Source organism: Pseudomonas sp. Van50, from assembly GCF_055390755.1.
The window spans coordinates 249,156-271,766 of record NZ_AP024343.1 but is presented as its reverse complement, the minus strand read 5'-3'; the positions used below and the strand labels follow the sequence as shown (position 1 = coordinate 271,766).

The 22,611-nt window shown below is 62.1% G+C and carries 17 protein-coding genes and 2 pseudogenes; 4 read left to right on the top strand and 15 right to left on the bottom strand.

The annotated features are described in order from the left end of the window. Positions 1-27: 27 nt before the first annotated feature. A complete protein-coding gene (locus ACZ5M5_RS01155) occupies positions 28-873 on the bottom strand; it encodes a sulfotransferase family protein (RefSeq protein WP_060739725.1) in 846 nt (281 codons plus the stop codon). Positions 874-1,179: 306 nt separating this feature from the next. Here ACZ5M5_RS01155 and ACZ5M5_RS01150 point away from each other — a divergent pair, with 306 nt between their 5' ends. Together ACZ5M5_RS01150 and ACZ5M5_RS01145 are read left to right on the top strand one after the other, a co-directional pair. After that, entirely contained in the window at positions 1,180-1,767 is a 588-nt protein-coding gene (locus tag ACZ5M5_RS01150) for a phage tail protein (protein ID WP_060739726.1), read from the top strand. A 45-nt stretch (positions 1,768-1,812) separates the two neighbouring features. Next, positions 1,813-2,124 carry a DUF6916 family protein gene (locus ACZ5M5_RS01145; RefSeq protein ID WP_060739727.1) on the top strand — a complete coding sequence of 104 codons (312 nt, stop codon included), beginning with the start codon at positions 1,813-1,815 and terminating at the stop codon, positions 2,122-2,124. A gap of 132 nt (positions 2,125-2,256) precedes the next feature. On the opposite strand, the gene ACZ5M5_RS01140 is transcribed toward ACZ5M5_RS01145, so the two are convergent. The 4 genes from ACZ5M5_RS01140 to ACZ5M5_RS01125 are packed head-to-tail and all read right to left on the bottom strand — an operon-like array spanning position 2,257 to position 6,957. Continuing rightward, positions 2,257-2,748 carry a GNAT family N-acetyltransferase gene (locus ACZ5M5_RS01140; RefSeq protein ID WP_092169367.1) on the bottom strand — a complete coding sequence of 164 codons (492 nt, stop codon included), beginning with the start codon at positions 2,746-2,748 and terminating at the stop codon, positions 2,257-2,259. A 15-nt stretch (positions 2,749-2,763) separates the two neighbouring features. Then, positions 2,764-4,860: an efflux RND transporter periplasmic adaptor subunit gene (locus ACZ5M5_RS01135; protein WP_464738465.1), complete on the bottom strand. Its 2,097-nt coding sequence runs from the start codon at positions 4,858-4,860 to the stop codon at positions 2,764-2,766. A gap of 1 nt (position 4,861) precedes the next feature. Continuing rightward, positions 4,862-6,181, bottom strand: coding sequence for an efflux RND transporter periplasmic adaptor subunit (locus tag ACZ5M5_RS01130; protein ID WP_060739730.1), 1,320 nt, complete (start codon positions 6,179-6,181; stop codon positions 4,862-4,864). Beyond that, a complete protein-coding gene (locus tag ACZ5M5_RS01125) occupies positions 6,178-6,957 on the bottom strand; it encodes an efflux RND transporter periplasmic adaptor subunit (RefSeq protein ID WP_464738464.1) in 780 nt (259 codons plus the stop codon). Before ACZ5M5_RS01125 ends, ACZ5M5_RS01130 begins: the two co-directional genes overlap by 4 nt. A 474-nt stretch (positions 6,958-7,431) precedes the next feature. Between ACZ5M5_RS01125 and ACZ5M5_RS01120 the strand changes: the two genes are divergently transcribed. Further along, positions 7,432-8,121 (top strand): NYN domain-containing protein, encoded by a 690-nt coding sequence (locus ACZ5M5_RS01120; RefSeq protein WP_060739732.1) that lies wholly within the window; start codon positions 7,432-7,434, stop codon positions 8,119-8,121. Here the strand turns inward: ACZ5M5_RS01120 and ACZ5M5_RS01115 are convergent. From ACZ5M5_RS01115 to ACZ5M5_RS01105, 3 genes are read right to left on the bottom strand one after another with little or no spacing between them, the layout of a single operon-like run. Next, positions 8,102-10,552, bottom strand: coding sequence for an alpha/beta hydrolase (locus ACZ5M5_RS01115; RefSeq protein ID WP_464738463.1), 2,451 nt, complete (start codon positions 10,550-10,552; stop codon positions 8,102-8,104). The two genes, ACZ5M5_RS01120 and ACZ5M5_RS01115, sit on opposite strands and share 20 nt — an antisense overlap. Before the next feature lie 9 nt (positions 10,553-10,561). Then, a complete protein-coding gene (locus tag ACZ5M5_RS01110) occupies positions 10,562-12,004 on the bottom strand; it encodes a TIGR01777 family oxidoreductase (RefSeq protein ID WP_464738462.1) in 1,443 nt (480 codons plus the stop codon). Further along, entirely contained in the window at positions 11,997-12,485 is a 489-nt protein-coding gene (locus ACZ5M5_RS01105; RefSeq protein WP_464738461.1) for a cell division protein, read from the bottom strand. The genes ACZ5M5_RS01110 and ACZ5M5_RS01105 overlap by 8 nt, the downstream gene beginning before the upstream one ends. Positions 12,486-12,890: 405 nt before the next feature. Here ACZ5M5_RS01105 and ACZ5M5_RS01100 point away from each other — a divergent pair, with 405 nt between their 5' ends. Then, positions 12,891-13,262 (top strand): DUF6124 family protein, encoded by a 372-nt coding sequence (locus tag ACZ5M5_RS01100; protein WP_103310446.1) that lies wholly within the window; start codon positions 12,891-12,893, stop codon positions 13,260-13,262. Positions 13,263-13,429: 167 nt separating this feature from the next. Here ACZ5M5_RS01100 and ACZ5M5_RS01095 read toward each other — a convergent pair whose 3' ends face one another. The 7 genes and pseudogenes from ACZ5M5_RS01095 to ACZ5M5_RS01065 all read right to left on the bottom strand — a co-directional run bounded on the left by ACZ5M5_RS01095 (position 13,430) and on the right by ACZ5M5_RS01065 (position 22,399). Continuing rightward, positions 13,430-14,296, bottom strand: a complete 867-nt coding sequence (locus ACZ5M5_RS01095; protein WP_464738460.1) for an ABC transporter permease — start codon at positions 14,294-14,296, stop codon at positions 13,430-13,432. A 12-nt stretch (positions 14,297-14,308) separates the two neighbouring features. Beyond that, positions 14,309-15,168: pseudogene (locus tag ACZ5M5_RS01090) on the bottom strand (ABC transporter ATP-binding protein). A 5-nt stretch (positions 15,169-15,173) separates the two neighbouring features. Then, a complete protein-coding gene (locus tag ACZ5M5_RS01085) occupies positions 15,174-16,199 on the bottom strand; it encodes an ABC transporter substrate-binding protein (RefSeq protein ID WP_060739739.1) in 1,026 nt (341 codons plus the stop codon). 37 nt (positions 16,200-16,236) lie between these two features. Then, positions 16,237-17,139 (bottom strand): annotated as a pseudogene (locus tag ACZ5M5_RS01080) (TauD/TfdA dioxygenase family protein). 359 nt (positions 17,140-17,498) lie between these two features. Continuing rightward, positions 17,499-18,866, bottom strand: coding sequence for an HlyD family type I secretion periplasmic adaptor subunit (locus ACZ5M5_RS01075; protein ID WP_060739741.1), 1,368 nt, complete (start codon positions 18,864-18,866; stop codon positions 17,499-17,501). After that, on the bottom strand, positions 18,856-21,012 hold the full coding sequence (locus ACZ5M5_RS01070; RefSeq protein ID WP_092169421.1) for a type I secretion system permease/ATPase: 2,157 nt from the start codon (positions 21,010-21,012) through the stop codon (positions 18,856-18,858). The genes ACZ5M5_RS01075 and ACZ5M5_RS01070 overlap by 11 nt, the downstream gene beginning before the upstream one ends. A 37-nt stretch (positions 21,013-21,049) precedes the next feature. After that, positions 21,050-22,399, bottom strand: coding sequence for a TolC family outer membrane protein (locus tag ACZ5M5_RS01065; RefSeq protein ID WP_060739742.1), 1,350 nt, complete (start codon positions 22,397-22,399; stop codon positions 21,050-21,052). Between the last annotated feature and the right edge of the window lie 212 nt (positions 22,400-22,611).

The window sequence follows — 22,611 nt, the reverse complement described above, 5'->3', positions numbered from 1 at the left end:
CTTGAACGCAAATGAAAAAAACCGCTGTCAGCTGACAGCGGCGTCGGATTTCATACGAATGACATTGGCGGCGCTTGCGGACCCATCGCGCCAGAACGACAACTCGGCATACTTTTCAAACAGATCCGGCGGCAACAGGGTCCGCCGGGCTTGCGGCGCGACCTTGGGCTTGACCTTGTGCAGGCCGGCAACGCCCAGGGCCTGGTCGAAGGCCGGTGCGTCGTAGGTCAAGTGATTGAAATCGTGCTCGAACCAGGGCTCGCCGATGAACTCGTACACCAGGCGCATGACCCGCTCGGGGGCCTGGCTCAGTAGATCGTAGTCAACGATCAGCAGCGACTCGGCGTTCTCGCCGTAATAGGCCTCTTTGAGCGCCGTCCAGGCAAGCCCCACCAGGCGATTGCGCTGGGCCAGGGTTTCGCAGCGGCTGTAGACGGTGTTGCGCTCGTCATCGTCATTGAACAGCTTGGTGTTCTCGAACGGATTGGCGCGATAAAGGCGCTCCAGGCTGTCGAGGATCCAGGCGACGTTGCGCACGCAAGCGATGGTCTTGGCCTGGGGAAACAGGTCCTGCAGGGCAGGCAAACGGGCACACCATTGGCGATTGGTGTCGAAGATGACCGGTTTATCGGCTTTGTCGGCGTAGTAGGAATCGAAGAGGCCACGCAACAGGCGGCGGCGCAGGTCGGTGTCGATCACCGAACCGAACTCGCTGCCGGCGCTGCATTGCTGCAGGACGGTGCTGAACAGCGAACCGACGGGACTGGTCATGCCGGCATGAAAGCGCGGATTCTGCAGCAAAATGGCAGAAAGCAGGGTCGAGCCTGAGCGCGGTAAACCGGAAATAAAGTGAAACTGCGGCAATCCCTTCACCTGTTTTGTAGTCCTTTTGTAGCGCCAAGCGTAGCCGATGAAATAATCTTCGCCTAGTAGTACTTTGATATCAGATTCACCTAGGCTAAAAATAAAGATGGACGGTAGAAATCCTCGTGAACCTGAATCGATTAAGCCGATTCGCGAGATTTTTCCGCCCGCTTCGCTCGGCAAAATCAAACATCCCGGTCTACGCTCAGCCGTGCGTGACCAGGCCAGGGAGTAAAGGAGTCGGGCTGATCGCACTCTTGTCCTTTGACGCGCCGGGCATTGCGAAAACCCAATCACCTGAAGGATGAGGAATCTATGGAAGTATTCATCGGCACTATCCAGTCATTCGCCTTTAACTTTGCCCCCAGGGACTGGGCCCTGTGCAACGGGCAGACGCTTTCCCTTTCTCAATACCAGACCTTGTTCGCCTTGATCGGCGTGACGTACGGAGGCAATGGCCAGACCACCTTCATGCTACCCAACCTGCAAGGTCGCCTGCCCTTGGGCCAAGGCAACGGCCTGGGCCTGACCCCGCGCGTCATCGGCGAGATCTCCGGCACCGAAAACGTCACCCCGACGCTGAACAACCTGCCCCTCCACACCCACACCCTCTCGGGCGTCACCGCCTCGACCACCCTGCAACTGGCGAACCCGGCCAGCAATCCCGTGAACACTCCCACGGCCACCAACTCATTCATCGGCACCTCGGGCACCGGGCCAGGCTCGGCGGCGATCTACTCCGACCAGATCGGTGCCTCGCCAGTACCGCTGCAAGGTGTCAGCACGACCGTCAGCGGCACGATTTCCCCGGCGGGCAACGGAATGCCATTGGCCGTCATGAACCCCTTCCTGGCCATCAACTTCAGCATCGCCCTTCAAGGCTACTTTCCGTCCCGTAACTGATGAACCGCCGGAGGGCTGCGGTCCTCCGGCCTTTGGAGTGTCGACATGCTGCAACAGGTTCATAGCCGCCATTTCCAACCGCTGCTGGGCCAGACCGGCAGCCTGATCCTGCCCGATGGCAGCTGCCTGCCGGTGCGCTTCGAAACCCTTGAAGAAACACCTCGGGCGAAGATGCCGAGCACCGAGCGCATGCCCTTCAGCGTCGAGTTCAACAGCCTGGAGAGCACCGCGTTCGTGGACGGCCTCTGCGGGCTGGAGGTACCGGAACTGGGCAAGATCGAGGGGGTGTTCGTGTCACGGATACCGCCCATGGGACGGGATCCGGCGCTGGGATATTTCTACATCGCGTTTAACTAAAGACTGATGATCCCTTGTGGGAGCGAGCTTGCTCGCGATGGCGGACGGTCAGCTTGCATCCATGTTGGATTTACCGCCCTCATCGCGAGCAAGCTCGCTCCCACATTGAACAGGTGGCAAGTCAGGCACTGTTCAGTTGCCTTTTGGATACCAGACCAACCGCTCCGCCGCCGGGTTGCGCTCTTGCACTTCGAAGCCCAGCGCCAGGTAGTGCCGGCGCGCATGGGGGTTGCTGGCCCAGACCACGGTCGCCACCGGGCAACGGATCTGTTGCGCGGCTTTCTGTACCCCTTGCAATACCGCCCGGCCATACCCCTGCCCGCGCGCCTGGGGGATGAACGCCAGGTACAGCACGCGAATTTCATTGGGGCCGAAATCCGTGCTCAAGGCACCGATCGCGGTGCCGAGTTTTTCCACGACGTAATGCATGGCGTCGGGGAAGTTCTCGCCCAACCCTTGCTCCTGCACCTGGAACTGCTGGGCAATCACCTGCTGCACCTGTTCGGGGTCACCGTCGATCCATTGCAGGTCCGGCCGCGCCGCCTGGTACAGGCCCTGCAGGAACGGACCATCGCTGACCCGCGATGGACGCACCACCAATCCCTCTGCCGCCACTGAATCCATGCTCGCTCCCTAGGACTAGAACCCGCTTTCCCTGACACCCAACGCCGCCAATCGTCGCCAGGCCGCTCCCAACACCGACTCGCCCTTGCCCTGCAACACCGCCACGCCACGCAGCGGCTGCACCGGAGCGGACGCGTCGTCCACTGCACTCAGCCGCACACCGTACTGAGCCTGCACCGGCTCGGCCCGTTGCTGCGAATCGCGGCGCACCGCAATCGGCCCATGGTGGTCGGACGTCAACGCTTGTTGTTCGACCCAGGCCACGCCGTTGGTGTCGATTTCATTCAACTGCACGGCAATCGACGTGTGCATTGGATCGTCCGCGATGAACCGTCCCGTTGCGCCCGGCCCGACCCGCCAAAGCTCGGCTTCGGTGAGGTACCCGCGCAACCGCGAATCGGTCTGCACCACCCGCGCCAGCACCTGCGTCGGTGACAGCCAGCGCCCTACCGACAGTTGCGGCAACACGTCGCGCACCTGGCCGGCATGGGGCGCACGCAACAACAGCCGTTCACGCTGGGCCACCAGGCCCCGGTACTCGGCCACCGCTTCGGCCAGTTGCTGTTCGATGATGCCGGCGTCAGCCGCGGTTTCGCTGCGCCCGGCCTGACGGCGCATCTGCAACTGCTGGATCTGGATTTCCCGGCGCACGATGGCCAGGCGCGAGGTCATGTCCGGCGATTCCAGTTCAATCAATACATCGCCCTGGGCCACGGTCTGGCCGTCGTGCACATTCACCTGCTTGACCCGTGCCGCCACGGGCGCATGCAAGGCACTGGCCCGCCCGGCCTCGAGCATGGCCGGCACTTCCACCGCACTGCGCCAGGGCAACAGCAACGCCAACAGCAACGCCAGCAACACCAGGCCGCTCAGGAGCATCCGCCCACCGCGGGCTTGCTCACGGCGACTCCACCATTGCCGCCACTCACTCACGATGGGCATAAAAATGAACCACACCAATTCCACCATCATCAGAAAAATGCCCAGCACCTTGAAGAACAGGTGATAGACCGCCAGGGCAATCCCGAAAAACAACAATGCCCGCCACAGCCAGGAGCCGTATCCCCAGACCAGCAAACGCCGGCGCATCTTCGGCGACCAGGGTTCCGGCGCCGCCGCGCCATAACCGAACAAGGCTTCGCGCAGGCGCCAGCGGCACAGGGCGAACGCCCGCCCCTGCAGGTTATCCACCGCCCAGAAATCACTGAGCAGGAAATACCCGTCAAAACGCATGAAAGGGTTCAAATTGATGATCAGCGTGGTGATCCAGGTGGCGCTGGCGAGCATGAACGCCGCGGTGCGTGCCGGCCCGTCAGGCAGCAGCGACCAGGCCAGCAGCGCGATGCACGCCAGCAGCAATTCGGCCAGGACTCCGCCGGCACCGATCAGCAACCGTGCGCGACGATCGTTGATCCGCCAGGCGTCGCTGACGTCGGTATAGAACATCGGCAACAGCACCATGAACGCCACGCCCATGCTTTGCACACGACAACCGGCGCGCTTGGCCATGAAGGCATGGCCGAACTCATGGCACAGCTTGGCGAAGAGCAACGCCGCCCCGAAGGCCAGCGCACCGCCCAGGCTGAACAGGTGCGGAAACGTCGCGATGAAGCGCTGCCAGTCCCGCGACACCAGGAAGATGCCGAGGCCCAGGGTCAGCGGCAGGCCATAGCGCAGTATTCCGGGGCCGAACCGCGCCAACCAGGGCCAGGCCCGGTTGAGAAAGGCGTCCGGGCGCCACAGCGGTATGCGAAAAAACAGGTATTGATGCAGCAGGATCTGCCACAGGCTCTGGCGTTGTGCGGCGGTCTTGAAGAGGTAACTGTCGCGCTGTTGTGGGTCCATCGCGCTGATCAGGTCATGGCCGCGCAGGAAACCCAGCAGTTGCTCCAGCGACTCGCCATTGAGCGGCAGGCCCGGCTCGCGGTTTGCGGCTTGCAGCACCTGTTCCGGATCGCCCAGGGACCAATGCCGCAACATGCGCATTGCTGCCGCGCCAAGCTTGAAATAGCGCCCGCGCACCGGATCGGCCAAGGTCCACTGCGGCGAACCGTCCGGGTCCGGCGCCGCCGGGGACAATTGCAGGTCCGGCCGCAGGCTCGGCAAGTCCATGCTACAGGCCTACGCTCTGGCGCAGGCCGGCCAATGGCCGACGCAACAGGTACAACGCCAGCGGCGCGCGGTCGCCAAAGACCTTCGCCGTGCCCCGCAGGCCGATGCGAGGCGCCGTGGCATCGAAACGCGCGTCCAACCGGTACGCCAACTGCCCGGCGGCGGTAGGTTGCGCTTCATAGGCCGAGCGCTCGAGCCAGGCCAGGTGCCGCTGCAACGGGTCGCTGTCGAGGAACAACGCCACTTGCGCACCAGGCTCCAGGGCTATCGCGTCGCCCACCGCCAATTCAATACGCAGCTCGGCCTGGTTCGGGTCGGCGATTTCCATCAGTCGCTCGCCAGTCTGCACGGGCTTGCCGAGCCAGCGCTCGGCGTCGGCGAACACCGCAATGCCGTCGCGCTCGGCGCGTACTTCGCTGCGCTTGAGCAATTCAAGCGCGTAGTTGCGCTCGGCGCGTTTCTGTTCGACGCGGGCGGCCAGCAAGTCAATTTTCGAACTGGATTCGGCGTCGGCAAACGAGCGCTGGGAATTGGCCTTGAGTTCGGCCTCAGCCACGCCCAACGCACGCTCGGCCACATCGGCCTGGGCCTTGAGGCTGGTGCTTTCGAAACGCAGCAACAGGTCGCCGTTCTTGACGGTCTGGTTGGGCTTGACCAGGAACTCGGCGATCACCCCATCCAACGGCGCCGCCACTACCTGCCCGCCCAGCGGCACCACTTCGGCCGGGGCCAACACGGACTGGCGTACCGGGATCAGCAAGCCCAGCAGCAACACCGCCACCAGGGCGACCTGGCGCTTGCGCGTCCAACGCAGGCGCCACGGCTTGCGCGGTTGCAGCGCCAGCCACGCATGGCTGTAGGTGTCCCCCAGTTGCGACAGCAGCACTTGTTCGGGTGGGGTCCAGGGCAAGTCCCGGGCCAGCCACAAACCGCCGAATACCTGGCCCTGATGATCGATCAACGGCAACCAGAACACTTGCCCGGCGGACAGGCTTTGCCAGTCCGCCCGGACGGATTCACTCACCCCATCGGCGGCGATCACCCGAGCCTGATTCAACAGGCCCTGTTTGAATAGCTGCGCCACCGCCTGCTCGACAAATGCCACGAATGGCGCATTCGGCTCCACGGTACTGACGCCGGTCACCGCCTGGACCTTGCCGGCGATCAACAACGCGGCATGACGAAAGCCGAACAGGGCCTGGCCGTCATTGACCAGGCTGTAGCTCAATTGTGCCGGCGTTCGTGCGGCCCGGGTCTGGCGTTCAAGGTCAAGGAAGCGGGCAAACACCTGCTCGGCGCTGCCCGATACCGGCGCGTTCACTTGGGCTCCGCGAAACGCGCCGTGCCGCTCATGCCGGACAGCAGGCCGCTGGCATCCGGCACGCTCGCCACCAGCAACAGGGTCTGGCTGCCCTCGTCGATGCGCGCGCCCAGGCGCTTGACCGTCGCTTGCAACGGCTTGCCGGTTTCATCGGGGACGAAGGTAAAGGGCTGGCCAGGCTTGAGCCGGTCCATCCAGCGTGAAGGCACCAACAGGTGGATCTCCAGGGTGCGGTTGTCGACCACATCGAGCAACGGCGCGCCGGCCGCCACGCTTTCATAGCGCTGGACCTTGCGCGCCACCACTTGCCCGTCGAAGGGCGCAACGACGCTGCAACGCTTGACCTGAACCTGGTACACCTGGGATTGAGCCTGGGTTTCATTGAGCCGGGCTTCGGCCCGTGACACTTCAAAACGTCCGACCGACTTCAGGGCCGCCAGTTGCCGATTATGCGCCAGCTCTTCACCGGCCCCCCGGCTTGCCGCCTGGGCCGCGTTGAGCTGGGCCTGATAGGCCGAGCAATCGAACCGCGCCAGGGTATCGCCCTTCTTGAACGACTCGCCCTCGCTGAACGGCAACTCGACGATGCGTCCGGCCAACTCGCTGGCCAGCACCGCCTGGTCTCGCGCCCGAAGCACCCCACGCGCCTCATTGCCACTCGGCGCACTGGCCGTGACACCGCTTTCCAGCAGAGGATCGTCCGCGACAGGCGTTTGCGCCTGCACGCCGCACGTTACAAAGGTCAATCCCACAACCCAACTACTCAAACGTCCCATGCCGTTACTCCCTGACGGATGGGCGGAGTCTACGACAGCGGTGGGGGGCGTCAAGGGAGTAGCGGTCAGGAGTGAGAAAACTCTTGTTTCAAAAAACTGAAAAACAGTAAAAACGCTTGGTTTTTTTACTGAGGTATATCCGTAATAAATCCCACAGTGATTTAGGAAAATCCGTTCATTCAAAACAGTACCGAGCGATGGATTATTTGTGTCACTCAACCGCTTCCGTTCCGTTGGACAAAGGCTGAAATAATCGCTGACAAACCGAGCCAGAAACGCCTTGACCCTTCGTCCTCAATGCACACAAAACTCAGTCCGCCGGTGCCGGAGCTTATTTACCCATGGTTGACGTAGCGTCAACCCAGGCTTAGGATTCGCTCACTGCTCAACCTCGTACGCAGAGATTAAATTCTCTGGCCGTTGGGGTGAAAACACCGGCTTCGGCCGGTTTTTTCGTTTCTGGGGATTGAGTTTGTGCGCACCGCTTTTTTCGTTGACGGTTATAACGTTTTTTATGGGTTGCTCGCCGGCACGCCCTACAAATGGCTGAACCTGGCGCAGCTATTGACACACATAGCCCACGTCGAGAATCCCCAGAGCTCACTCGCGTCCGTTGATTACTTCACGTCTTCCGTCAAACCGGAACTGGCAACGCGCGGAATCATTTCCAAAGAGGCTCAAGATTCATATGTCCGCGCGCTAAAGGCCAGCAAAGTCGCCGTACATTACGGACGCCATCAGCTCGAACGCGCCAACGCCCCTCGCTTTGTCAGCAGGAAGATCGGGGCCTCACGCCAGGACACGGTCGCTATTTGGAAGCTGGAAGAAAAGGAAACCGACGTTCATATTGCGATCAGCATGTATCGCACGGCCTCAAGACAAGAAACATTGCCGTGGGAGAAGCGTATCGAACAGCTCGTGCTGGTTTCGGGTGACACCGACATGGCTCCAGCCTTGAGGGCTATTCGAGAAGATTATCCTCACTTGAAAATCGGCGTTGTACTCCCCTATCGGGCTGGATCTAAACGCTTGGCGCCCGGCTCCTTAAAAGAGCACGCCCATTGGATGCGCCGCGTTGTCACTTGCGACGAACTCCAATCGCACCAGTTCCCCAACCGAGTGCCCACGCACAAAGCCCCCGCCATCAAGCCGGACTATTGGTAGCAACCAACGTCAACTCACCATCCCGATACACCACCTCACGCCCCAGCCACGTCACATCCACCTGCGGCAGCACCGCCGAGGGTTTGCGCAACTCACGCAGCAGCGTCGAGCCGTGGGACAAACGCCCACCCATTCGCGCAATCACGGCCCGGGCGCTTTGATAGTGTGCATGGCGACCAGGGTCCAGGGTGTCTTCCAACAAAATGTCCTCGCCCAGAATCCCCTGGGCCTGCCCCGGATAAATCATGAAGCCGCTGGCCTGCTCGGTGCCTTCACGACCGTCCTGCCAGAAGCTGCCATCGCGGGTACGGATGTCCGGGTGCGGCGCGAACCAATGCCCTCGGTCAGCCGTCGGCATGGCGTGGTGCAGGCGAAAGAACATCCGCATCAGGTTGTCGCGATACCATTCGCGCACTTGCAGGTAGTAACCACGCAAGCCCGGCAGGCCGGTCGAATGAGCCAGGCGAATCGCCAGGGGCCATTGTGGAAAGGCCTGCAAGGGCAACTCGGTTGGTGCTGGGCGTGGCGTCGCCGGGTCGGTCTCCCAGGGCAGGCGATGGGGGCTGTGTTCAAGGTCGTCATAGGCGGTCGGCGGTCGCCCCAACAGGTCGCCGCCACTGCTGGCCAAGGCGCTGGCGATGCACAGGTTGCCCTGCACCACAAACACATAGAAGCGGGTGAACCAGTCGGCCAATTGCTGGCCGTCGATGCCTTGTGTGGTCAGTTCGTGCAGCTCTCGGTCAAAACGTCGCAAGCCGTTTTCCAACGTCAGCAAATGCCCACGGGCGATGCGTTGCATGCGCAGGAACAACGGCAGCGAGCGCAACAGGCGCAGTGGCCGCCAAGGCAGGTGCGGTGTCGCGCCGCCGACCTCGCCCGCGTAGCTGCTGGCGCTGATGCCCCAGTCAGCCAGTCGGGCGAGAAACAAATCATTGTTGATGTACGACGCACCGCCAAACACCGCCGTGAACGGCTCGTTGTCCTGCAACACCCGCGAATCCCAGCGTGCCATGATCGCCGGAATGCTCGCCGCCGCACGGCGCTGGGCGTATTCCACCAAGGCGCTGGGTTGCGGCGGCAGGATCTCGGCGATGTTGGCGGCGGTCAGGTGCCGGCGCCAGCCATAGTCGCTGATCGGCCGGTATTGCAGCAGCCACAGCTGAGTGCCGTCCCAGGCCCATTCAACGTCGCCGGGCACATAGTGGAAGACCCGCAGCACGCCTTGCAGGAAACGCCACAGCACGTCTTCGGTCAGGCCATGGGCGGGCTTGAATGTGCCGCTGCTCCATGACTCGCCGAGGCAGGAAAGGATCGCGCGTTCGGGGCTCACCTGACCATCGGCCAACGACTCCAGATGACCTTCGACCCACTCCAGCTCGACGGATAGGTGGCGCACGAAGGCGATCCCCGACAACCGCGGCGTGATGAAGCGCTGGACCACCACTTCCTCGACACCCGCTGCCGTCAACTCGGCAATGCGCACTGGCACGTTGTGCGTCGGTTCACGCAGGAACGTGGTGCTCAGGCCGGCATTCGCCGCATCGGCCTGATCTTCGCCATAACTGGAGGAACGCACGGCCCAGATAGCTTCCGGCTGGCTCTTCAAAAAACCTGGTAAGCGCGGATCATGACAGTCGTTGAGCGACAGCGCCGCAGGCACCGCTTGCCCGGCCAGCTCCGCCAGGCACAAGCGCCCACCCTTGGTGTGCGCAACGAACCCACGCTCGCCGGACTCCAGCCATGCGGCGAACTCGGCCGGGGAGTCGATCCACGGGTAGTGACCCCAGCCGGGTTTCAGGCTGATGGTCAGATCGGCACGGGCCAGAATGGCGGACCAGGCCGCCGCTTGGGCGACGCCCAGCACCTTGTCCTGATCACCCCAGACCAGTTCGACCGGGTCGGTGATCCATTCCAGCAGTGGCAACGCGGTGTCCGCACGCAGTTGATCCCAGAGCGGCACAAAGGCGCGGCAGCGAGCATACCCGGCGCCCATGCGTTGGTATTGCGCGGACGTCCAGGTCTGGCGGGAGAATTTGTGGGCAAACAGTGTCGGCTTATTCGAGAGCAACCAGTGAATGGTCTTGCGAATCGGCAACGGCGACATCAACGCCGGCAATCGTCGCTGCCACAAAAACGCGCCCACCGGCGCCAGCAACACGCTGCGGCAAAAGTGTCCCGGCTGACGTTGCAGCGCATGCAGCACCAGCAACGCACTCACCCCCACCGCCATGATCGCGCTGCCCTTGACCGTCGCCGCCAGCAACGCCTGGGCGTAGGCCGTCAGGTCCTCGCCAGGGGCTTGGGGGTTGTTGCCGAAGCCGGGCAATTCCAGCGGCACCACGTCGTGGTGTTGAAAATGCGGCAACGCGTCGTCCCACCAATCGGCGGCGCTACCGTTGCCGGCCAGCAGGTACATCCGGGGCTTGCTCATGGACGGTCCTCAGGCCAGGTCGCGCAGGGCAGCGTCGAGGGTCGGGTAACGGAAGGTATAACCGGCCTCGACGAGACGATTGGGCACCACGCGCTGGCCGTCGAAAAACAACTGGGCCATCTCACCCGCCAGGGCACGCACCGGCGCGGCTGGGATGTGGAACCACACCGGACGCTTGAGCACCTTGCCCACGCGCTCGGCGAACAGCGCCTGACTGACGGTTTCCGGCGCCACCAGGTTGTAGGTGCCGCTCAGGCTTTCGTCATCGAACGCACGGGCGATCACTTGGATGACATCGTCGCGGTGCACCCAACTCATGATTTGCCGACCATCGCCCATCCGCCCGCCGAACCCCAGGCGAAACGGAATCAGCAACGGCAACAGCGCACCGCCGGGGCCGAACACCACGCCCAGGCGCATCACCACCTGGCGCACGCCCAGTTCGGTGGCGGGCAGCGCTGAAGCCTCCCAACGCACACAGAGTTCAGCCATGAAGCCCTCGCCCCGGGTGGCGCTTTCATCGAGGCTCTCGCTGGCATCACGTACGCCGTAGAAACCGATGGCCGAGGCCTGAATCCACAACACGGGCTTATGCCGGGCGTTCTTCAACCACGTCATCAGCGCATCGGTGGTATTGACCCGGCTGGCGATGAGTTGCGCCTGGCGCTTGGGGCTCCAGCGCGGCCCGGCCACCGGCGCGCCCGCCAGGTTGATCACAACGTCGAAGGTTTCGTCATGGCCCAGCTTGCCCAACGAACGCAGGCACCGGGCACGGCCATCGAACAGATAGGCCGCTTTCAAGGGATCGCGGGCCAGCACGCTGACCGTGTGCCCGGCGTCGAGCAATTGGTTGACCAGGGCCTCGCCGATAAACCCGGTGCCTCCCGTCACCAGCACGCGCTTATAGGCACCGCCCGCGAATGGATTGGCCGGTCGGCCTTGACGCTGCATGCGCAATGCCGCTAACCCATCACGAATCCCCGAGGCCGTGACGCCGATGGCGAACAAGGTCAGCAGCCAGCCGCGCCAGCCGAAATCGATCGCAACCAGGCCGGTCGGCAAACTCGCCCACTGCGCCAGTTGCACACCGTACAGCGCGAAAAACGCCCCGCCGTTGACCGCCAGCACCGTGTGCATGATGCGCTCGATGGCGGGCAACTTGCGGGTCCGGTCCTCGACCACGAAATCCCAGAGCGTCAGGCCGATCTCCAGCGCGAACAGCAAGCCAATGACAATCGCCCACGTCCCCTGGAAGGCCAGGTGCGCCATGCCCAGGAACAGAATCCCGTAGAAACACGAACGCAGGGCGTGGATGGAGAGTTCCAGGCGAGCACTGTGGCGATAGGGCAAGGCGACGGTGAGTTCGTGGTGATACAGGGTATCCAGCGCCCCCAGGATCGCCTGCGCGATCAACAGCGTGATGGCCCAGTCCAGCAGGGAAAAGTCAGGCATGCGTTGAATCACTCGGCGCGTGGTCAGTCAGGGAGGTGCGGCGGTCGTGGCGATAGAGCCAGAACAGCGGCGGCAGTAACAGTAGCAGCGCGAGACTGTCGAGCCACAAGTGCGACCAGACGCGCGCCTGGGCGGAAATCAACATGTCCTGGGGCGCCCAGAGCAGGATGCCGGCGATTATCCAGGCCCAAGGCATGGCGCTTTTCAGTCGATTGCCGATGTGCACGAGGGCGAGCATGTACAGCGCGTAGCTTTGCAACGTGGCGCCGAACAAGGCCAGCCACCATACCTGCTGTGCGCGGGCCGTCGCGGGCACTGCGGCGGCGCCCCAGAAGGCCTGTTCGATGCTCTGCAGATAGCCATCGAGCAAGCCCGAATGGCCTGCCCAGCTCAGGGTAATGCCGGCAAGCAGATGCATCAGGGCGGCAGCATAAAGCCAAGCGACCAGGGCTTTGCGAAGGGGGCTTTGAGGGACTGGCATTCCGTGTCCTGAAGGCTTGCTGGAGGGTCGCAAGTCTAATGGAAAAGGAGGAGGCTTTATCTGGCTATTTGGATTGGGTGCACTCGTACAGTTGGGTCCTAGGAGATTTCCTTCAAGTTGTAGCGATATTGGTGAACTTGTCCGGCTTCGGGCCCGCCGCTAGTCTGAGTTTGTCACTGAAAAAACGGTGACACGGACGTGCAAGTCCGGGTACAACAACCGAATCATAATGCCTCCGGCCATTTATGGTGCATTCGTGCCCGCGTTTTATGGCGGCTGTGTTCGGGAGACTCTCAAGGTCTGCCGGGGTTTTGGTATGGTTACCCGGTCTTGCACACTCGCTCACAGCTGCCACCTTCCATCGCGTGCAAGCGATTCAAAGTGGTTCTCCAATGGAAACCTACCATGTTCAAACCTACACCTAACCCTCCCCCCGTCTCACCTGACACCCGCGCTGAGACCCCAGAGTCCAAAAAGCTCGACGAAGCCGCCCAACGCGCCCTCGACTACTACCTCAATCCCAAACCGACCGATGAAGCCTCTGGCAAAACCCAATCCGCCCACCTCTTCATGGTCGCCCCGGACATCGACACCGAAACCCTGCTGGCCAATGCCTCCGAAGACCTGCTGTCCATCAGCGCCATCGCCGCCGACCTGGCGGATGACGTTGAGGGCAGCCGCCGCAGTGTCATCCTGGCGATCAGCCGGATGGCTGATGGCGTGCATTTATTGGTGGAGCGGGCGATGGATCGGCTTGAGGTCCAGGCTTCGGGCTGACGTTCCCGTGGTGGATTGAAAACCGCCATCGCGAGCAAGCTCGCTCCCACAGGGGTTTTGTGTCGACTGAGATATCGAGATCAACGCCCGTCAACTGTGGGAGCGAGCTTGCTCGCGATGACGCCAGCCCAGACAACCCTCACTATAGGGTTCATTCACTCCACCGATTAGCGCTGCATCCCCCAACGCTTCACCGTCACCCGCTCCAGGCTGTCGAACACCAGGTTCTCCACCAGCAACCCGATCAAAATCACCACCGCCAACCCGGCAAACACCTTGTCGGTGTACAGCTCGTTGCGGTTCTGGAAGATGTACCAGCCCAGGCCGCCCTTGCCGCTGGTGGCGCCGAATACCAGTTCGGCGGCGATCAGGGTGCGCCAGGCGAAGGCCCAGCCGATTTTCAGCCCGGCGAGGATCGACGGCAGCGCGGCGGGGATCAGGATGAACAGCACAAAACGCAGGCCCCGCAGCCCATAGTTGCGCCCGGCCATGCGCAGCGTTTCCGACACACCGAGAAACCCCGAATACATGTTCAACGCCAGCGCCCACAACACCGAATGCACCAGCACAAAAATCAGGCTGTTCTGCCCCAGGCCGAACCACAGCAGCGCCAACGGCAACAGGGCGATGGCCGGCAGCGGATTGAACATCGACGTCAACGTGCTGAGCAGGTCGCGGCCCAACTGCGTCGACACCGCCAAGGTGGTCAAGCCAAACGCCAGGAGGATGCCCAGTAGATAGCCCTTGAGCAGCACCACCAGGGAAATCCACACCTTGCCCAACAGCTCGCCGCTGAGCAAACCGTCGTACAACGCGCTGGCGGTCTGCAAGAAGCTCGGCAGCAGCAGGTCGTTGTTCTGGTAACGCGCCACGCCCTCCCACACCACCGCCAGCAATAACAGGATCAAACTTTTGCGCAGCCAACCCTGTTGCCAGAGGCGCTGGCCCAAGGGCAACTCCCGCTCTAATGGCACGTGGGTCAGGGGTTGCAGGTCGACTTCGTATTCTTCGCGCGCAGGCGATAACTGACTCATGAAAGGCTCCCCTTAATACGCGATACGGATGTCGGTGAAATCCAGCTCATGCTCGGTTTCAGGCGGCTGACCTTCATTGAACAACAGCCCATGAATCCGCCGGGCCGTGTGCTGGAACCCCACGCCGCCGAGGCTGTGCAGATCGTATTGATGGCTGTGGATTTCCGCCCGGACCCTTCCTGGATGTGGTGACAACAGCAGGATGCGATTGCCCACCACCAGCGCTTCTTCGATGGAGTGGGTGACGAACAGCAGGGTGAAACGCACCTCTTCCCAGAGCAGCAGCAGTTCTTCCTGCATCTTGCGTCGGGTCAGGGCATCGAGGGCGGCGAAGGGTTCGTCCATCAAGAGGATTTTCGGCTGCATCGCCAGCGCCCGGGCAATCGCGACGCGAGCTTTCATGCCCCGGACAACGTGTGAGGGTAGGCATCGGCAAACGCCGCCAGGCCCACTTTGTCGAGGTAATGCAGCGCCCGCTCCTCGGCCTCGCGACGCTTGAGGGTGCCGGACGCCAGCAGCGCGAACATCACGTTCTGCTTGACGGTTTTCCACGGTGGCAGTTGGTCGAACTCCTGGAACACCACGATCCGGTCCGGTCCCGGCGCGTTGACGGTTTGGCCTTGCAAGCGAATCTCGCCTTCGCACGGCGTGATGAAGCCACCAATGGCCTTGAGCAAGGTGGACTTGCCGCACCCGGACGGGCCAAGCAAAACAAAACGGTCCGCAGGGTCGACTTCGAAACTCACTTGGTGGGTGGCCCGCACCACCCGCTGCGGGGTGCGGTATTCCAAGCTGACGTTATCCACCGACAACAATGCCGTGTCGGTGCGGGTGGGGTTGCTGGCCGCGTGGCCTTGCAAAAGCGCGTTCATGACAATCAGCTCCCCTGCAACGGTTTGGCGTCCTGGAAGAAATAATCTTCCCACGACGCCGGCTTGTTCTTGATGGCGCCGACGCGGTAGAGGAATTCCGCCAGCGGGTAGGTGTTTTTCGGGGTGACGGTGAATTCGATCTGCGGGTTGTCGATGATTTTCAACAAGGTCGCCCGGTCGATCTTGGCCTTGGTCACCCGCAGGTAGGTGTCCGCCGCCGCACCTTTGTCCTTCTGGGCGAACTCGGCCGCTTCGGTCAGCGCCTCGACGAACGCCTTGTAGGTCTTCGGATTCTCATCGCGGAATTTCTCGGTGGCGAACAGCACCGTGGGCGAGTTTGGCCCGAGCACGTCATAGGAGTTGAGCACCACATGGACGTTGGGGTTTTGCAGGGCCTGGTCCTGGAACGGCGGGTTGGAAAAATGCCCGGTCAACTCGGTGCCGCCGGCAATCAACGCCGCCGTGGCGTCCGGGTGCGGGACAGCCAAGGTGTACTTGTCGAGGCGATTGAAGTCCTTGTCGCCCCACTGCTTGGCGGCGGCGTATTGCAGGAAACGCGACTGCACCGAAACACCCACCGCGGGCACCGCGATGCGGTCCTTCTCGGTGAAGTCGGCAATGGTCTTGACGTTGGGGTTATTGCTCAACAAGTAATAGGGAAAGTTGCCCAACGAGGCCACGGCCTTGACGTTCTGCTTGCCACGGGTACGGTCCCAGACGGTCAACAACGGCCCGACGCCGGCTCCGGCAATGTCGATGGAACCCGACAGCAATGCATCGTTGACCGCCGCCCCGCCGGACAGTTGGGTCCAATCGACCTTGATGTCGATGCCCTCTTCCTTGCCGTGCTTCTCGATCAATTGCTGGTCGCGGACCACGTTCAGCAACAGGTAAACGATGCCGAACTGCTCGGCGATCCGAATCTCGCCTTCGGCGTGGGCGCTGGCCGGCGCGACCAGGCTGCCGGCCAGCAAACTGAAGCCCAGGCCGATGGCGGCGGCCAGCGGTGCAAAAGCAATGCGTTTGGACATGGTGATTCTCCGGGCTCTTTGCGCGAGGCGCAGCCGATCAGAAAGGGGCGTCGCCCTGGATGGTGGTGCGATACAGCTTGCGGCGCAGATGGCTCGGGCAACCGGCAGCCAGGTGGATCAGCGAGCGGTTGTCCCAGAACACCAAGTCATGGGGCTGCCATTGATGGCGATAGATGTTTTGAGGCAACACGCTGTGGGCATACAGCTCCGTCAGGATGGCTTTGCTTTCATCCTCTGGCAGGCCGACGATGCGGGTGGTGAACCCCTCGCTGACGAACAACGCCTTGCGCCCGGTTTCCGGGTGAGTGCGGACGATGGGGTGCACGACCTCGGCCACCTGGGCCAGTTGCTCCGGCGTCAACGTCGGGCGTCAGTTGCCTTCGAATTTGGTTTCGCTGTAACGCGCGGTGTAGGAATGCGCCGCCGAACGGCCCTCGATCGCTTTACGCAGCGTTTCGGGCAAACCGTCCCAGGCCTTGTGCATGTCGGCGAACAGCGTGTCGCCGCCTTCGCTCGGCAGCTCCTGGGCGTGGAGCATCGAGCCGAGGCTGGGCAGTTCCTTATAGGAAAGGTCCGAATGCCAGAACTTGCCTGCATCGCCCAGGCCGATGGATTGGCCGTTTTCGATGATGTTGGACACGATGAGGATTTCCGGATGCCCGGTCAGCAGGAACTGCTTGAGCACATGGATTTGCAGCACGCCAAAACGGCGGCTGAAGGCGATGTGCTGTTCGGGGGTGATGCGCTGGTCGCGGAACACCACGACGTGATAGTCCAGGTGCGCGCGATGGATGCGGGCGAAATCCTGGTCGTTGATGGGCCGGGACAGGTCCAGCCCAACGATCTCGGCGCCGACGGCATCGCGAAACGGGAAGATTGCGAACGACTGCGGCGCGATGGGCGCGGCATTTGAATCTGGAGAAAAAGAGACGGCTGGCATACATCACTCCCACGCACGGCGCGCTTCAATGGGCGCGCAATCGATCAAAACTCACGGGGTTACCGTGTTGGTTTATGTCGTGCGGCGTGCCGATTGGTCGGCAGGTACGCAGGGGGATGACTTTAAGGGTATAAGAATTGAAATTTAAATACCGTTAATGAATAACGATATGGCGTTTAGCTCAGGTGGCAGAAACTGTGGGAGCGAGCTTGCTCGCGATGACATGCCAGACACTTATCTGTCGCTGACACACCGCCATCGCGAGCAAGCTCGCTCACACAAGGGGGTTAGCTGAAGAGCTAAGCACCACAAAGCTATCCAGCCACCGATGGGCAGCTGTGGAGGACACAGGCTTGAAACTACCGCTCGTGCAACGCCTCGGACCGGGCCTTGATGATCGGTTTGAGCAGGTAGCTGAGCACGGTTTTCTTGCCGGTGATGATGTCCACCGACGCCACCATGCCAGGGATGATCAGCAAGGGTTTTTCAGGCGTGCCCAGGTGGCTGCGTTCGGTGCGCAGCTTGATGATGTAGTAGGTGGTTTTCTTGTCTTCATCGGTGATGGTGTCGGCACCGATCTGTTCCAGCTTGGCTTTCATCCCGCCGTAGATGGTGTAGTCGTACGCGGTGAATTTCACCGTAGCGTCCTGGCCGGGGTGCAGGAAGGCGATGTCCTGGGGACGGATTTTCGCTTCCACCAGAATGGTGTCGTCCAGCGGCACGATTTCCACCAGGTCGCTGCCGGGCTGGATCACGCCGCCGATGGTGTTCACCAGCAATTTATTGACAATGCCGCGCACCGGCGACGTCACCAGGGTCCGGCTCACCCGGTCTTCCAGGGCCTTGCCGGTGGCCTGGGCCTTGTTCAGGTCGGTGCGGGCTTCGTTGAGCTGGGTCAGGGCTTCGCTGCGGAACTTGCCGCGGGTCTCGTCGATCTTGCGCTGCACTTCCTTGATCGCCGATTCGGCGCGGGGGATCGCCAGCGTCGTGGCGTCCAGTTGCCCACGGGTCTCGACTTCGGCGCGCTTGAGCCGCAGCACTTCTACCGGCGACACCGCGCCCTGGGCCACCAGCGGCTCGGACATGTTGATTTCCTGGCGTTGCAGCGCCAGGCCGGAGCGGTACTGCGCCTGCTTGGACACGAACTCGCGCAGTTCCTGCTGGCGCTGGATCAACTGCTCCTGCAAGCCGCCGATTTCATCGTGCAACTGCTGGCGGCGGCTGATGTACAGCGACTCTTCGCTGGCCGCCTGGCCCGGCACCGCCTTGAGTACATCGGCCGGGAAGTTCAGCGGCCGGTCATCGACTTCGGCGCTCAGGCGCTCGACCCGCAACAACATGGACAGCCGATCAGCCTCGGTTTCGCCGACGTTGGAGACAAACCGTGTGTCGTCCAGGCGAATCAACGACGCGCCGACGTCGACGATCTGCCCTTCCTTGACGAACAGCTCAGCGACGATGCCGCCTTCCAGGTTCTGGATTTTCTGGATCTTGGACGATGGGATCGCCTTGCCGTCGCCCTTGGTCACTTCGTCGATCTCGGCGAAGTTGGCCCACAGCATCAGGAATACAAAGAAGCCGATGATGCCCCAGATCGTCAAACGCACCACCCGGGGAGCGTCCTCGATCAGGGCTTTGTTGACCTCGGGCAGCGGTTGGCCGTGCAGCGAGTCGGAACCTTTGAAATAGCGGCCCACGCCGCCCTTTAAACCTGGCTTAAGCAACACTGATCTGCCCCTTCTTCAGCGCTTCCATGACAGCGGCTTTCGGGCCATCGGCGAGGATCTGTCCACGGTCGATCACCAGCAGGCGATCCACCAGCGACAGCAAGGATGCCCGGTGCGTCACCAACAGCACGGTCTTGTTTTCCACCACGGCAGCCAGGCGCTGCTTCAAGCGTTCTTCACCGGTGTTGTCCATGGCGCTGGTGGGTTCGTCCAGCAGCAGGATGGGCGGGTTGAGCAACAGCGCGCGGGCCAGGGCGACGTTCTGGCGCTGGCCGCCGGACAGGTTCTGCCCACGCTCGCCGACTTGCAGTTCATAGCCTTGCGGATGCAGACGGGCGAATTCGTGCACGCCCGCCAGTTCAGCGGCCTGGAGCACCAGTTCGTCTTCGACGTAACGGGCGCCGGAGGTCAGGTTGTCCCGCAGGGTGCCGGCCAGCAGCTGGATGTCCTGGGGCACGTAGCCAATGTTGTAGCGCAGCTCGCTGACGTCGATCTGGCGGATGTCCACGCCGTCCACCAGCAAGGCACCGTCGTCAGGCTGATACAGGCCCACCAGCAATTTGGCGAGGGAGCTTTTGCCCGAACCGCTGCGACCGATGATGCCGATTTTCTCGCCGGGCTTGATCACCAGGTTGATGTTTTTCAGCGCGGCGTTCTGCTGGTTCGGGTAGGTGAAGTTCAACTGACGGCATTCAATGGCGCCCTGCAACACCTTGCGGCTGAGGGGGCGCTCGTCGAAATTGCGCTCCTGGGGCAGCTCCATCATCTGGTCGACCGAGGTCATGGTCACCCGCGCCTGCTGATAGCGGGTCAACAGGCCCGACAGCGACGCCAGTGGGCTGAGGGCGCGGCCGCTGAGCATGTAGCAGGCAACCAGCCCGCCCATGCTCAGGTTGCCGGCGATGATCAGGTAAACGCCGAAGACGATCATGATCACCCCGGCCAATTGCTGGATCAGCAAGGTGATGTTCATTGCCAGCCCGGACAGCATCTTCACCCGCAGTTCGAGGCGACTGAGGGTGCCGATGGTCTGTTCCCACTGGTATTGACGCTCGCTCTCGGCGTTGTTGACCTTCACCGCGTCCAGGCCGGCCAGGGTCTCGATCAGGCTGGACTGGCGCTCGGCGCCCAGGGCCATGGTGCGCTCCATGGTCGCCACCAGGGGCTTCTGCAACGCATAGCCGATCAGCAGGGCAATCGGGAACGCCAGCACCGGAATCCACACCAGGTGCCCACCGATAATCGCAATGACCATGAAGATCAGCAGGGTGAACGGCAAGTCGATCAGGCTGGTGAGGGTCAGCGAAGCGAGGAAGTCCCGCAGGCTCTGGAACTCATGGATGTTCTGGGCAAAGCTGCCGACCCGCGCCGGGCGGTACTTCATGGACATGCCGACGATGCGTTCGAACAGCGTCGCCGAGATGATCAGGTCGGTTTTCTTGCCCGCCAGGTCCAGGCACAGGCTGCGCAGCATCTTGAGGATCAGGTCGAACACATAGGCGCCGGTGATACCGACGGCCAGCACCCACAGCGTCGATTCGGCCTGGTTCGGCACCACGCGGTCGTAGACGTTCATCACGAACAGTGGCGCGGCCATGGCGATGATGTTGATCAGCAGGCTCGCGGCGATGGCATCGGCGTACAGCCAGCGGGACCGTTTGAGGGTATCGCGAAACCACGAACGCGCCCGGGGAATGAGCGTGCCATGGTTAACGTCAAATTTATGCTGCGGTTGAGCGAAGAACACCTTGCCGCTGTAGTCATCGGCCAGCAGTTCGCGGCTGACGGTCACCTCACCGCCGTCGCTTTCGCTGAGCAGCAGCCGCGCCTGGTCGTCACCGACCCAGCCCAGCAGCACGGCGCTGCGGCCGTCTTTGAGCAGCAACAGCGCCGGCATGGCGATGGTCGGGATCTGCTCGAGCTTGCGTTGCAGCACCCGGCCTTGCAGACCGGCACGGGCCGCCGCGCGCGACAATAATTCGACGCTCAGCCGTTGCTTGGGCAGTGGCAGGCCAGTGGTGAGCATCGCTGCGCTGGCCGGCTTCTGATGCAGCATGCAGAGCGCCAGCAGACCGTCCAGCAACGGGTCGTCGTGCAGCGTGCGCGGGTCATGAACTAGTTCGACTGGACTGACTTCTGATTCCACGCTCGGCACTCTGACTGATTAAAACGGGTGGTAGGACTCAATTCATCCCAGGCAATTGAACCTTGGGCTTCATGTCGTTCTGCACAACCGATGCCAACGGTGCGACCACACCCTGGCTTTTCAACAGCTGGCCCATGGTTGCCTTGATCCGGTACTGGGTGAATAGCTGCACATTCTTGATTTCCGCCAGGCGACGGGAAGCGCTGAACAGCTCGTTTTCGCTGTCGAGCAAGTCGAGCAGGGTCCGCTCGCCGAGGCTGAACTGCTTCTGGTAGGCGGTGCGCACATTGGCGCTGCGATCCACGTATTGCTGGGCGACCGGCACCTGGGCGTTAGCGTTGTTCAAGGCGTTCCAGGCCAGGCCCAGCTCTTCGTTCAACTGGCGCAGCGCGTTGTTGCGGATGTCCAGGGCCTGGTTGGACAGGTACGACTTGGATTCCAGATCGGCCTTGTTGCTGCCACCGGCATACAGGTTGAAACGCATGCGCAGCATGGCCTGCCACTCGTTGTTGTGGCCGTTCTGACCGTCCAGGTCGTTGTCGGCCGTGCGACCCAACTCGGCGTCGAAACGTGGGTAGAAGCTCGACTTGGCGGCTTCGTACTGTTGCTCGGCGGCGGCGATGTCGGCTTCGGCCGAACGCAGCACCGGGCTGTTTTCCAGCATCTGGGCGCGGGCTTCGGTCAGGTTGGCCGGCAACAGCGCCAGAAAATCGGCGGGACGTTCCAGTTGATCGGGCAGTTGGCCCACGGCGCTGAGGTAGTTGGTCTCGGCGTCGGCCAGGTTGGTCTGTTCGGTGATCAGGTTGTTGCGGGCCTGGGCCATGCGCGCTTCGGCCTGGTCCAGGTCGGCGCCGCTGCCCACGCCGCGGGAGGTGCGCAGCTTGATCTGGTCGAAGATGCGTTCGTGGCTCTTGAGGTTTTCCTCGGCCAGGCGCACGAACTCACGACGGGTCAGCACATCCAGGTAAACCTGGGCCACCGTCAGACCGGTGCGTTCGGAAGCGTCCAGCAACGAGTAGGCACGGGCATTGACGGTGGCTTGTTGACGCCCCACTTCACTGGACGTCGCAAAACCGTCAAAAACCATTTGTGACAGGCGCAGGCTCGACTCGCTGCGGTTCAGGGTTTCCCAATGGTTGTTGCCGCCTGACCGAGTGGTGACGCTGTCAGTGCCTTCACGGCCATACCCGGCTGCAAGGTCCACTCTAGGCAGGTAGCCGCCCTTGGCCGCCTTGAGTTGGTAATCCGCCGCGAGACGACTGTTCACACCGGCCTGGATTTCAGGATGGACATCCAGCGCCTGTTGCATGGCCTGCGGCAAGGTTTGTGCTTGTACGAAGCTGGCGGCGAGGGCGAAGGGTAAAGCCATGAACAAGTGCGGACGCATGGTGGTTTTTTCCTGAAACTCTTGTCTTGAATCACAGCGAAACGTGGCGCTGCATCGGATGATGGCAACCGGAATGACCGTATGTCGGAAAGTTCGAAACAAGAACTGGATCAAGCACCGAAAGGACAGGTCGCCGCTTAAATATCAATGTGACATTACTGAAGCGATTGTTTAGGATGGCCGACAGAAGGTCAATAGTTTGGCACAAACTA